Genomic DNA, 12,822 nt, shown 5'->3' on the forward strand with positions numbered 1-12,822 from the left:
GGATTAGATTTTTAAATCAAATATATCAACAAAAGTAGTTTCTGTATTAAATGCCACCAATATTTCGTTATCTGAGGCTATTGATTTATAATCTGACTTTTGATCTAGATAAAATGTTTTATCATAAACTAGATCTCCCTCTTCTTTAACATTAAAAACTATAATTTTATTATTAGAGTAGGGTTCATACGAAGATATTAATAAATACAATTTATCAGAAAATAAATATGCATCCTGAATAAGAACATAAAAACTTGAGTCATCTGTTTCCAACTCTTTAAGGCGAATATAATCCATCGTTTTCTTGACTTCAGGATAATGTTCCAAAGAGACTTCTTTTCTTAGTTTAAAATCGAAATCATAAAATCTAACTATTGGCATATTATCCGAAACAGTAATTATATTTTTGTTAAACTTAAAAACATGATTATTGTTTCTCATTCTATTCTGAGCTTCATATTCGAATTTAAATGGTTTACCACCAACCCGAACGGAGTCATTTATTAGATTAAACTCAAAAATTGGTTTTAGACTGCTAGAATGAGTTGAATAAAACTTATTCTTGTGCATAAAAAATCTATATCCGTATCGTAAATTTGAGTACAACCCTGGAAGTTTTTTAGTTTTTTCGTAAGCATTATCTTCATCAAATATTTCTATACTTCTCTTATAATCATTTTCTAAATATAATTTCTGATTATCACTTATAAAAAAATAAGGTATCCCTCTAAATTCACCAGGGCCATCTCCGTAGCCGCCTATAACTTTGTCTAATTTGAAATTCTTTTTAGAATATTTATATAACTCGGAATTACCATAATCAGTAAAATAAAGATGATTGTTGTTAAAAGTCATACATCTTACATCTGAAAAAAAACCTTCATCGTCATAGTTTTCAATACTAGTTATTCTTTCTAATAATTTAAAATTTCTTTCTTTTGAATTTTCACTCTTGCATGATTGAAATAAAACAAAGAAAAGAGCAATAAAAAGTAGTCTCATATCAAAATTAATAAATTGTTAAAAAATTGCTTCATCTATAATTCGATGAAGCAATTCCATATCTAATTAAGATCACATTCTGATTTCTTACCATCACACTTCACCCATCCAAAACCAGAATCACATTTTGCATTCTCTCCTTCTGCGTTACAAGTTACGGTTCCGAATTTAACATATTTATTGCCGTCCCACCATAGACATTCCGCTGTTGCTGTACAATCAACTTTACCTGATCCGCCACCTACTTGTGAATTCTCATGAGTAATAGGTGTTCCTCCATTATTTTCTTGAGCAAAAGAAGATTGAACTGTCATAGTGCTTAACGCAAAACCTACTAACATTACTAAACTGAAAATTATTTTTTTCATTTTATAAAAATTTAATATATGTGCATAGCGCGCATACACACGATTAACAAATTATCCTTAAAAAAGTAAGAAAAAGGCACGCAATTTTTTTAAATTCATTTTCTTAGCATTGCAAATATATATTTTTTTACAATTACTGCAAAACTATTTTTACCTTGGCATCGTGTGCTAAATTTAAATTCCCTGATATGATTACACTATCAGAACTTTTTATTCCTTTATTAATGGCATAACTATCACTATTTTCTCCTGCTATTTCCACATAATTCCATTTAGCTAAGTCATTTTCCAGGGTAAAAACTACCTCTCTATTCGATCTTAACACCAATGCTGATTTTGGTATAACCACTACATTATACAAAGGTTGATTAATTAAAACCTTTACATTCATTCCATCTAATAATCCTGTATTTTTATCAGTTATCGAAGCTGTAACTTTTATTAAACCATTTTCATCAACTAACGGGTTTACTTCCGTAATCCTTCCTTTAAATAATTTTTGATTAGCGTTGTAACCTCGGACTTCAATCTCTTGATTTTTGCCTACAAATTGATACTCGTTTTCTAGTACTGAAAACGAAATTTCTAATGCATTTGGATTAATCACCGTACAAAAAGCATCAGCCGTTCCGATATAATCTCCTTCTCTCTTTTCAATATTCGCCACTATTCCTGAAAACGGAGCCTTTAAAAAAGTTTGATCATACTCTATTTTAGCTCTTTCTAAATTATTCCTTGCTTCAATAACTCCACTTTTAATTTCTAAGTTTTTTAAAATACTCGGAGTAATGTTGTGTTGGCCATAATTAATTTTTTCTTCTGCAAGTTTATTCTGTGCTTTTTGAAGTTCAATTGTTGCTTTTTGAACGTTGTTTTTTAGTAAACTATTTTCTAAAACTCCAATGATTTGATGTTGTTTCACATAATCACCATTTGCAGATTTTAAAGACATTAATTGATTAGAAGATTGAAAACGAAGTTCTGCTTTTTTAACAGCCTCAATTTTTCCATTTACCCAAAGTTGTTTATTGAAAACTGAATCTGAAACTTTTACAACTTCTACTGAAGTTCCTTTGCTAACCACTTTCGATTGACTTTCTTCTTCCTGAGAAATTTTTTCTTCTTTCCCACAAGCAACTAATGCTAAAATTATTAGGAGGTAAACTTTTTTAAACATTGTTATTTTTTTTGCGAATATAACGAGAAGTTCATAAAATATTAAGACAATTTCAAGAACTATAATATATTCTCTAAATTGTATTTTACGATTTTCTCTTGTGTACTACTGGTACCTATTAACGTTTTAGTTTTTTCATTAATTGTAATAAAATTTAAAGATTCTTCGGTTTTTAAAACATGCTTTAAATTTAAGTTCCAATCGTATATTTTCACTTTGGTTGGTGTACTTTCTTCGAAGTACTTGTTCATTTTTTCACCACTGAATAAGACATAAATATATGCATCACCTGCATATAAATCTGAACAATAAATCCTTGTGTTTTTTATGTTCTCTTGAAGACTAGTAAAATCAATATTTTCAGTTTCTGTTGATTTGTTAATGGTTCCATTAAGATTAAGAATATCAATTCTATCAAGAGTTACCATACCTGAAACTAGTTTATTTCTCTTTCCATTAAACCTTAAATTATTAACAAAAAGTGTATTAAAATTCTGTTGTGTAAAGTTTATATCGTTGCTTCTTTCGTTATTCACATTGAATGCAAATGGAAGTCTTTTTTCAACGATACCTGTCTTATCATTAAAGATGACTAGTTGATCCATACTCAACGATAAATTATCAGGGTTACCTATAATTTTATTTTCTTCTACATAGAACATTTCTTTTAAAGATAGTTCTGGTTTTAGTTTGACAGACTTTTTAACAACAATAGATTTTTTCCGAATAGTTTCTGTTAAATCAATTTGACTTACTTTATTCTTATTCATTTCATAAACCCAAAAGAATTTTCCTTCTTTATTTACATCAAATTGAGTTGTACAATACACTTCGCTTTCAAACTCATTAGGACCATTCCCTATTCTTCCGAAATCGGAAATATGAGTTAATGCTACATCATTTTTATAAACGCTAAACACACTACTTTCCTTATTCGCTATATTTTTGACTACTATATAATCGTCACAGAAGTATACGTTTTGGACATTATACTTGTTCTCAAAAATAATTTCTCCTATTAATAACTTTTCTTTGGATGGTAACGGGTTATTACTTTTAGAACTATTCTTACAACCAATTATTACGAAACACAAAATAAAGCATAGTTGAGCTATACTTATAAAAGTTTGAAAATTAGAACTTATCATGGTTAGTTTTTAATTCAGTTTACCTTTATATAAAGTTGTTACCCCATTTAATTCATCAAACTCATTATTTAAGCTTTACATATAAATTTCTTCCTTTTGTTCATCCCAAAAAAAAAGGGTACAAATTCTTCCCTTTATTTAACCTGTATAAATTACCATCGCCATTTTCGTTAATTCTAAATAAACTGTAATTTATATTTGACGCTACTGTAAATGGAAATCCTTTATTCTTTTTCTTAAAATCGATTAAATACTCTTTATCATAACTTTTTCAAATAAAAATAGTATTATATGTTATTAATTATTCTTTACAATTCTCTCTATTTAGTTCTTTTACCTATTAGCCTTAGTTATTTTTTATTATAGTAATAACATTTAAAAACTGTTTTTTCGATTGAATAATATTATAAAGCTTATGTTGAAAAACACAAGTCCGCCATTAAGTTTAAAAATACGACTGCAATTTATATTGACTACCAATTAATTGAAACAAATATGGCCCCTTATACTCATTATCTTTCATCAAATTGGTTAGTAGTTCAGCATTTTTTAACGAATACCACTTAATGTTCGAGCTTATATTATCTAATTTCTCTTTGAATTTAACCTCGTTCTTTGATAAATATAACCCTACTGTAAAATCATTATCATTTTGATTTATAAAATCGTTTATACAAGTATGACAATCGAACTCATTAATTAAAATAACATTAATATATTCAGATTCAATATCATTACTCTCAAGCTCCTCATATAATATAGTTGAAATCCTATCTTTCTTAATTTCGCTGTTAATATTACATTGAATAAATGTTATAGCACAAATCAGTAACAGTATCTTCTTCATATTAATTAAGTTTACCTATGTAAATAGTTGACACCCCCTGCATTTCATCATATTCATTGTTCAAACTTAACATAAAGATTTCCTCTTCATTTTCATCCCAAAAAAAAGGATACAAATTCTTCCCACTATTTAATCTGTATAACTTACCATCGCCCTTTTCGTTAAATCTAAATAAACTGTAATTAATATTAGGCGTTACTGTAAATGGAAATCCTTTATTTTTGTTTTTAAATTCAATTAAAAACTCTCTGTCATAAGCCTCTCCATAAACAACAAATGTACTCTTATCGTCCTTAAAAACCTCACGAATCGTGCTCGACCTATATAAATTCAAAAACATTTCATCCTGTGGAATTTCTTTTCCATATGGTAATTTCAAGATATTATAGTATGGCATGTTCGGTAATTCTTTTGATTTAATACTATTTTCTAAAATATTATACTCATAGTATTTTTTTCCGTTCGAATTTACAAAATGAAAAGATTTCTCCTTTTTCAAATCCGCAAAAGAATAAATATCGTTATAGTAGTAATCTTCTTCAAAAAAATCATTTAACTCCTCCGGGAAATTTATAAAATTATTCTCCTCCCCAGTATTAAGGTTTTTGACAAAAATTACTTTTCTATTTTCTTTATAGTATTCTTTTTTTGAAGGATTCCCCTGAATCGATTTCATTGCTATCAGCAAAGAATCTCCATAAAATTTCAAATTTGTTAAAGGTGCATATGCATCATCATAAGTATCAAATTTAATATCACCTAAAAACTCCCCCTCTAGATTATACTGCTTTATACTTTTTATATCGGATACAGCAATAACAGAGTCGTTTCTAAAAGTTATAAAATTTTTATAAATCTTAGTATATTCATCAAACCCATCACCTGCCTTATTAAAAGTGTTTGTTGTGTTCGTTTCTAAGTTGTATCTAACTATCTCATAGTTCGTAGGATTAAAAAAGAGTAAATCTTTATTAGATTTTTCCTCAAAAATTAAACCAACATAATTAATTTTTAACGAATCTTTTATAGTAACCTTAGCACTTATAAAATTACTATTTGCTACTTCTTTTTTACAAGAAAGTAAAAAAGAAGTAGCTAAGATTATTGAAAACTTAATAATCTTCATTTATCTTAATTTTTAGTAAGAACAGGCTTAGGTGGTTTACACAAAGATTGTCCAGGTGATGGACAATAAACTTCCACACCTCCATCTGGCTGAACAACCGTTTTAGCCCATGCTAACCCTAGAACATCAGGACTAGGAGGGGTTGCTTCTGATTTCTCATTCCCTCTTAAGTTAGTTATAACAGCAATTGCAATTACCATTGCTGAAAAACCAAATTTTATATTTTTTTTCATTTTATATTGTATTAATTAATTTTTGTAAACTTAGGATTTTTAACTTTACATGTTTTTGTTCCTTTATTATTACAATCTATATAGGTTTGTCCGGTAATTGTTTTTTCATAATGACCTTTCACTGAAATCCATTCAGGTATATCAATACTCTGTGCATTACTGGATAACGGTTGAAATAACCCAAATGTAAATAAACCTAAAAAGGCAAATCCTAATGTTCTTTTCATGAATTTACTTTTCATTTCTTTTAGTATATTAAAATTAAACAGTTGTATACTTATCCTTTCTCGGAGAAAGAAGTATATCATTAAAAAATTAAAAAAGAATGCTGCGCAATTTTTTTTATAAAACACTCTTTCTCTTTGTCGACAATTTTTTGCTTAAAAAAAAGTTAGCAAAGCTTTTTTCAAAACGGTGGCAAGATAGATTTTTTTTTATAATTAAAAAAGAAAAATATTGATTTTTCAGAAATAGTTCTTATGTTTGAAAACGAAAAAACAATTTGCTATCAAAACTCGATATTCTATTTCGACTTTTAAAATATTAATCATTGCTTTAACTCTGGGAATTCTTGGTTTTTTAATCATTCCGAGGTTATCCGTGCGTTTAAACCCAAGTGATTCGCTACCATCTATATCAGTGAATTACTCTTGGAATAATGCATCACCTTATGCTTTAGAAAGGGAAGTCACCAGTATTTTAGAAGGTGGTTTTAGTACTGTAAAAGGTCTTACTAAACTTTCTTCCAAATCGTCAAAAGGAAGAGGAAGTATCACTTTAGAATTTGATAAATATACCAACATTGATCATGTACGATTTGAAATAGCAACTATTATACGTCAGCTTTACAAAAAACTACCAGAACGGACTAGCTACCCCACTTTACAAGTGAATAAACCCAATGATGACGAACAACAACGTGCTTTTTTAACCTACAGTATTAATGGTAAAGATTCACCTTTTGTAATTCAGGAAATTGTAAAGAATCAAATTGAGCCTATCATAGGTTCTATGGATGGAATTGATAAAACAAAAGTATATGGTGCACAACCAAAAGAGTTTGTAATTACTTATAATTTTGATTTATTAAAACAATTAAAAATTTCAAAAGAAGACATTATTAAAACTCTTCAAAAACAATTCTCACAAGAGAGTTTAGGAGATATTTTTTACCAACAAGAATATATTACACTATCTACAAATTCCAGCGATAAAATTGACTGGCATTTACCTATAAAAAAAGTAGAAAATAGACTTATTTTCCTAAATGATATTGCCACAATAAAAGAAGTAGAACAAGAAACTCAGAGCTATTTTAGAATCAACGGTAAAAACTCAATAACACTTTCCATTTACGCTTCAAAAAATGCTAACACTATCGTTTTAGCAGAGAAAATAGAAGAAAAAATAGCACAAATTAAAACAAGACTTCCGTCAGATTTTTCAGTAATTGAATCTTATAATGCTACCGAATATTTATCCAAAGAACTAAATAAAATTTATGAACGATCTGCCTACACTATTTTTATACTACTCGTATTTATATTAGTAGTAAGTGCTAGTTTTAAATATTTACTAATTACCATTCTAAGTTTACTGTGTAATTTAGGAATTGCTTTTTTACTATATTTCTTTTGTAAAGTTGAAATACAATTGTATTCTTTGGCTGGAATAACAATTTCATTAGGGTTAATTATCGATAATAGCATCGTGATGATTGACCACATTAAAAATCAAGGTAATACTAACATATTTATTCCAATTTTAGCTTCTACATTAACAACTATTGGGGCTTTATCTATTATTTATTTTTTGGATGATAAATACAAGTTAAACTTGATAGACTTCGCTCTTGTAATTATCATAAACTTAAGTGTATCACTATTTGTGGCTTTGTTTTTAATCCCAGCCCTTCTGAAGAAAATACCTTTAAAAAATAGAAGCTCTAAAAAGATTTTTATTCATATTCAGGATAAGTTTTATAAAGTTTACAATAAGCTTTTATTAATTTTACTACGATTTAAAAAAGCTACAATTTTTGGAATAATTTTACTTTTTGGAATCCCATTTTTCATGTTACCTCAAAAACTTGAGAATAACGATACTTTCCTCGAGAAAACATACAATACAACATTAGGTAATGAGTGGTATCGCGAAAATGTTAGACCGTATATTGATAAATATTTAGGAGGGAGTTTTCGTTTATTTAACTATTATGTTTTTGAAAACGCCTATTACAATCGAAATGAAGAAACTAAATTATACGTAGGGGCTTCAATGGAAAAAGGAGCAACAGTTCATCAAATGAACGAAGCTTTTTTAGTCATTGAAAATTATATACAACAGTTTCCGGAAATAAAACAATATACGAGCACTGTTTATAGTGGAGATTATGCTAGAATTGAAATTACCTTTAAAGAAGCCTATGAAAAAGGTGCTTTCCCTTTTATGCTAAAAGCTAGATTGGTGAGAAAAGCTTTAGATTTAGGAGGAATTGATTGGAATATTTCGGGAGTTGGTAATGGATTTAGTAATGGAAGTGGCAGTAATGAACCTATTAATTTTACAGTTGAAGCAAAAGGTTATAATTACGATATTTTAAATAGCTGGGCTGACACCTTGAAGGTTGCCTTGGAAACTCATCCAAGAATTCAAAAAGTATTGATAAAAGAAAATTCATATTGGTCAAGAAAGCCTTCATATGAATATCGTTTTAGTTTAGATAAAGAACAATTAGCATTGCGTAATAGTAATCCGTCAGAAATTTTTAATGAACTTCAAGCCCTTACTTTATCCAATACTTCAGATGTATCTTTAAATATTAATGGAAAATATACTCCTGTACGATTGGAATCTTCTGAATCGAAAAAATTTGATCTTTGGAATATTAATAATAATCCATTGGATAGTTTGAATAAACCTGTTATTTTAAAAAATATATCATCCGTTCAAAAAGAAAGAGAAGAAGAAAACATTCATAAAGAAAACCAAGAATATATTCGTTTAATACAATTTCAATATACTGGTTCTTCTAAATTTGGATCAAAATTCCTAAAGAAAAAACTTAAGGAATTAAGAAGTAAATTACCTTTAGGTTATCGATTCGAGAACTCTCAAAACCAATGGTTTTTAAATGGTGATGAGAACAATAATTACTTTAATTTACTATTGTTAGTACTAGTTATAATTTACTTTATTTGCGCAATTTTATTTGAAAGTTTAAAACAACCGTTTATTATTTTAAGCGTAATTCCAATCTCATTTATTGGTGTCTTCTTAACCTTTTATTTGTTTAATTTTAATTTTGATCAAGGAGGTTTAGCTAGTTTTGTTTTACTTAGTGGAATTACGGTTAATGCTTCAATTTTCATAATTAATGGCTTTAATAAACTTAAGAAGGAATTTCCTAATGAAAATTATGTAGCACTTTATCTAGAGGCATTTAAACAGAAAATATTTCCTATTATTTTGACAATAATTTCAACCATATTAGGATTTATTCCCTTTGTAAAAGATGGTCAGAATGAAGTTTTTTGGTTCGCTTTAGGAGCAGGGACAATTGGCGGCTTGTTCTTTTCATTAATAGGGATTTTGATTTATTTACCTTTATTTACATTGAAAAGGAGAAGAATATTAAAATACTCATCATAATTTCACAAATTTAATCCCACTAATTTAAATCTAATGAAAAAAACGTTTTTTATACATATTTTATTACTTGTGTCTTTATCTTGCGTCAATAGTAAAAAAGAGTTCTATGCGTTTAAAACACAAAACGGTCAAGATAGCATCATAAAAAGTGAGAATTTACTTTTTTTTAAAGAAAAACTGATTTCAGAATCTCGAGAGAAACTTAAAAAGGATAGGATGGACCATATAATATCAATTGAGAATATTAAAGATTCATTAATCAAAACAATAAATAAAGGAGATTCTGTTCTTTACTATGTTCAATTTATACCAAAAATAAAAATCACTCAAAACAAAAACAGTCAAACTAAAGAAACAACTCCTCTTCATAGAGAAAAAATCTTGGCTAGGATTGGAGAAAAGTTATTATTAAATGAATTAATAGACACCAATAATAAAGTTTTTAACAATCAAAAAAAACCAAGTTTCCTCTACTTTTGGGCGAACGACTGCCCTGCATCATTAAGAGAAAATCATTTGTTGAACAAACTATATAATAAATACAATTCAGAAGTTAATTTTATATCCTTCACAAAAAATTCAAAAACTGACGTTTACAAGTACTTAGAAAACAATAAATTTATGTTTAGACACTTTGTAAGTCAAGATAGTATCATAAAATCCCTAGATATTTCTGAGTATCCAACTATACTTTATATCGACAAGGCGAACGTGGTAAAATTCATCGACTTTGGTCTACCTCAATTGTGGAAAAAAAACGAATCAAAACCTTATGACTACGATCAAAAGATAGATATCAGAATAGAAAATCTAATAAATCAATAAAAATAAATAATAAATAGTTTGTTTATTCTTGGTATTAAATTTTTTAGTACCAAGAATATTGTCTTTTATGATTTTTTAAAAAGAGAACTCCATCTTACCTTGTATAAAATCTTCTGGAACAAAACCAAAGCTTCTCGAATCAATGGAATTATGTCTATTATCTCCAAGCATGAAATAATAATCTTTTTTAAAGGAATAATACTTTTGAGAATAATCTTCTAGTTCTACATTTTCAAATTTTAAAGCTATTGTTTTATAAATCTGTATATTTTCTTTTGTTAATTCGATTGACAATCCTTTTTTAGGAACAATTAAACTTCCATAATTATCAATTGTCCAGTAATCTTGTTTACTTCTAGGAAAAAGAAAATAACTAAAATCAGATTTAACTTTTATATTCTTAGTGAAATAAGACTTTTCTCTTGTTGAAGATTCTCTAAACTCTTTCTCTGAAAGATTTTTAATCATTGTTACGTTTTTCACTTCATTACTAATATAATTAAATGAATAATTATCCTTGTTTGGTAGTTTTTGATTGTTAATAATAACAACTCCATTCACAATTTTTAATTTATCACCGGGCATTCCAATTATTCTTTTAATTAAAAATTTATCAGAATCATCAACAGCCTTAAAAACCACAATATCTTCTCTTTGGAACCTCTTCCCCCCTTTTAACGAACGATATAAATCATACTCATGTTTAGGAGCTTGAAACATACCACCAATAACTGGAATATTTCTCTTATGCCTTGGCAATTTGACTCCATAAGAGAACTTATTTACAATTACGTAATCACCGGGATACAATGTTCTTTCCATTGATTTAGAAGGAACAAAATACATATCAATAAAAAATGATCGAATGAAAATTGAAATTACAATAGGAGTAATAAAATACCAGCAAATTCTTAATATTTTAAATACTTTATCTGAAATAGAATTCCTTAAAATTTTAACCCAAAAACAAGTAGTTAAACTATCTAAAATAATTAAAAGAACACCTGTAATTATAAGTTCTTTTGTCCAAAAATAAAATAGTAGAATTACTAATAAACCTAATGTATACACTATCTTTTTCATCAGGTAAAAATAGTAATTTAAACCAATTATAAAAGAGTCAAATAGTAAGAATATTATTATACTTACTTTTCTCTTTTAAGCGATACTTGGTGTCCGTTTTACATTATAATACCATGCAATCTGTCCTAATTGGAATATGATTTTAACAGAATCACGCATGGATAATTTACTTCCATCTGCATGAATCCATCTTTTTAAAGGCTGTTCGCAAAGCATTCGTTTTGCCTTATCTAAACCATAATGTAAGGTTACTCTTCTAAATATTTCAACGTCGAAAATCCACTTCGAAACAAACTTATCTTTAAAAGATATTTCAATGACGTCTCTATGGAAAATTTTTGCTCCACATTGTGTATCCTTGAAATCCATTGAAAGAATTTTTCTGATGATATAATTAATCGTTTGACTAATAATTTTTCGTGCAGACTCTTTTGTGATATTAGCTCCCATCCTACTAATCCGTGAACCACTTACAATTTTATAATCAGAATTTTGAATTGTATTTACTAAATCATCAAAATCTCTTAAATCAGTAGATAAATCAGCGTCCAGAAATCCTATATAATCCAAATCTTCCTCTTGTAACATATGAAGCATTCCTTGCCGAACTGCTTCCGCCTTACCTCCATTTTTTTCACAGTCATAAACTGTAATAAAATCTTCTCTACCTTTTCGAATAGAATGTAAGACTTCTAAAGTTTTGTCCTTACTTCCATCGTTTACGAAACACAAATGATACCCTGTATGCTTGTCTATAAAATTCGTAAACTCATTACTGAGTAACCTTTTTTCTTCATTATAACAAGGAATTACAACCCCAACACATCTTTCTTGGATAATAACATCTCCGCTGTAAATATTTGATTTAGATGAAACTTTAGGAGCTCCAATCAATCTTTTTACTCTTGCGTAAACTTCCGATAAACTCAAAGGTTTTTTCATATAATCGTCAATACCTAAATCAAATCCTTCCGTTATCATTTGGTCATCTGTATTCCCTGACAAAACCATTATTGGTGTTTTTGATTTTTTCTCAACTCTTATGTATTTAACAACCTCTATACCAGGTAAGCTTGGCATATTAATATCTACAATTACTAGGTCTGGCTCAATCTCATTAAAAAGCTCAATTCCTTTATTTGCATCCGTTTCACAAAAAACTTCATAGCCTAACTCTTTTAATCGATTTTCTAAGGGAATTAATACAAGCTTTTGGTCATCGATAGCCAATATTTTCATATTTCGAGGTATTTTTAAATCTAACTATTTTCTAAATTTAACTAAGATTCACTAGAAATCAAAGTTTCTAGAATAAAAGTTCCTTGAGCAAAATTCACCAACATCAAAATAAATTTACTGTTT

The 12,822-nt window shown here is 27.9% G+C and carries 12 protein-coding genes; 2 read left to right on the top strand and 10 right to left on the bottom strand.

The window, feature by feature from the left end; translation table 11 throughout:
- Positions 1-3 precede the first annotated feature (3 nt).
- The 8 genes from BTO06_RS08740 to BTO06_RS08775 form a co-directional block, all read right to left on the bottom strand.
- Positions 4-1,002 (bottom strand): hypothetical protein, encoded by a 999-nt coding sequence (locus tag BTO06_RS08740; protein ID WP_100924935.1) that lies wholly within the window; start codon positions 1,000-1,002, stop codon positions 4-6.
- 62 nt (positions 1,003-1,064) lie between these two features.
- Complete coding sequence (locus BTO06_RS08745) at positions 1,065-1,370, bottom strand: hypothetical protein (RefSeq protein ID WP_100924936.1); 306 nt, start codon at positions 1,368-1,370, stop codon at positions 1,065-1,067.
- Positions 1,371-1,503: 133 nt separating this feature from the next.
- Positions 1,504-2,547, bottom strand: coding sequence for an efflux RND transporter periplasmic adaptor subunit (locus BTO06_RS08750; protein WP_100924937.1), 1,044 nt, complete (start codon positions 2,545-2,547; stop codon positions 1,504-1,506).
- 59 nt (positions 2,548-2,606) lie between these two features.
- Positions 2,607-3,641, bottom strand: a complete 1,035-nt coding sequence (locus BTO06_RS08755; protein ID WP_157811787.1) for a hypothetical protein — start codon at positions 3,639-3,641, stop codon at positions 2,607-2,609.
- Positions 3,642-4,140: 499 nt separating this feature from the next.
- Positions 4,141-4,542 (bottom strand): hypothetical protein, encoded by a 402-nt coding sequence (locus tag BTO06_RS08760; RefSeq protein WP_100924939.1) that lies wholly within the window; start codon positions 4,540-4,542, stop codon positions 4,141-4,143.
- Between the two features lies 1 nt (position 4,543).
- On the bottom strand, positions 4,544-5,668 hold the full coding sequence (locus tag BTO06_RS08765; protein ID WP_100924940.1) for a hypothetical protein: 1,125 nt from the start codon (positions 5,666-5,668) through the stop codon (positions 4,544-4,546).
- A 5-nt stretch (positions 5,669-5,673) separates the two neighbouring features.
- On the bottom strand, positions 5,674-5,901 hold the full coding sequence (locus BTO06_RS08770) for a hypothetical protein (RefSeq protein ID WP_100924941.1): 228 nt from the start codon (positions 5,899-5,901) through the stop codon (positions 5,674-5,676).
- 11 nt (positions 5,902-5,912) lie between these two features.
- Positions 5,913-6,128 carry a hypothetical protein gene (locus BTO06_RS08775; protein WP_157811788.1) on the bottom strand — a complete coding sequence of 72 codons (216 nt, stop codon included), beginning with the start codon at positions 6,126-6,128 and terminating at the stop codon, positions 5,913-5,915.
- A gap of 256 nt (positions 6,129-6,384) precedes the next feature.
- On the opposite strand from BTO06_RS08775, the gene BTO06_RS08780 reads away from it, so the two are divergent.
- Together BTO06_RS08780 and BTO06_RS08785 are read left to right on the top strand one after the other, a co-directional pair.
- Positions 6,385-9,552 carry an efflux RND transporter permease subunit gene (locus BTO06_RS08780; RefSeq protein WP_100924943.1) on the top strand — a complete coding sequence of 1,056 codons (3,168 nt, stop codon included), beginning with the start codon at positions 6,385-6,387 and terminating at the stop codon, positions 9,550-9,552.
- A 33-nt stretch (positions 9,553-9,585) separates the two neighbouring features.
- Positions 9,586-10,377, top strand: coding sequence for a TlpA family protein disulfide reductase (locus BTO06_RS08785; RefSeq protein WP_100924944.1), 792 nt, complete (start codon positions 9,586-9,588; stop codon positions 10,375-10,377).
- Between the two features lie 75 nt (positions 10,378-10,452).
- Here the strand turns inward: BTO06_RS08785 and lepB are convergent, their stop codons facing one another.
- Positions 10,453-11,460, bottom strand: coding sequence for a signal peptidase I (gene lepB, locus BTO06_RS08790; RefSeq protein WP_100924945.1), 1,008 nt, complete (start codon positions 11,458-11,460; stop codon positions 10,453-10,455).
- A 75-nt stretch (positions 11,461-11,535) separates the two neighbouring features.
- Positions 11,536-12,699 carry a response regulator gene (locus tag BTO06_RS08795; RefSeq protein WP_100924946.1) on the bottom strand — a complete coding sequence of 388 codons (1,164 nt, stop codon included), beginning with the start codon at positions 12,697-12,699 and terminating at the stop codon, positions 11,536-11,538.
- Positions 12,700-12,822 lie beyond the last annotated feature (123 nt).

The sequence above is a fragment of the Tenacibaculum sp. SZ-18 genome (genome assembly GCF_002813915.1).
In the GTDB taxonomy this organism is placed as follows: domain Bacteria; phylum Bacteroidota; class Bacteroidia; order Flavobacteriales; family Flavobacteriaceae; genus Polaribacter.

Bases quoted from the DNA above. Each gene is read 5' to 3' on its own strand.
- BTO06_RS08740 (WP_100924935.1), bottom strand. From the start codon at position 1,002: ATGAGACTACTTTTTATTGCTCTTTTCTTTGTTTTATTTCAATCATGC.
- BTO06_RS08745 (WP_100924936.1), bottom strand. From the start codon at position 1,370: ATGAAAAAAATAATTTTCAGTTTAGTAATGTTAGTAGGTTTTGCGTTA.
- BTO06_RS08750 (WP_100924937.1), bottom strand. From the start codon at position 2,547: ATGTTTAAAAAAGTTTACCTCCTAATAATTTTAGCATTAGTTGCTTGT.
- BTO06_RS08760 (WP_100924939.1), bottom strand. From the start codon at position 4,542: ATGAAGAAGATACTGTTACTGATTTGTGCTATAACATTTATTCAATGT.
- BTO06_RS08765 (WP_100924940.1), bottom strand. From the start codon at position 5,668: ATGAAGATTATTAAGTTTTCAATAATCTTAGCTACTTCTTTTTTACTT.
- BTO06_RS08770 (WP_100924941.1), bottom strand. From the start codon at position 5,901: ATGAAAAAAAATATAAAATTTGGTTTTTCAGCAATGGTAATTGCAATT.
- BTO06_RS08775 (WP_157811788.1), bottom strand. From the start codon at position 6,128: ATGAAAAGAACATTAGGATTTGCCTTTTTAGGTTTATTTACATTTGGG.
- BTO06_RS08785 (WP_100924944.1), top strand. From the start codon at position 9,586: ATGAAAAAAACGTTTTTTATACATATTTTATTACTTGTGTCTTTATCT.
- lepB (WP_100924945.1), bottom strand. From the start codon at position 11,460: ATGAAAAAGATAGTGTATACATTAGGTTTATTAGTAATTCTACTATTT.
- BTO06_RS08795 (WP_100924946.1), bottom strand. From the start codon at position 12,699: ATGAAAATATTGGCTATCGATGACCAAAAGCTTGTATTAATTCCCTTA.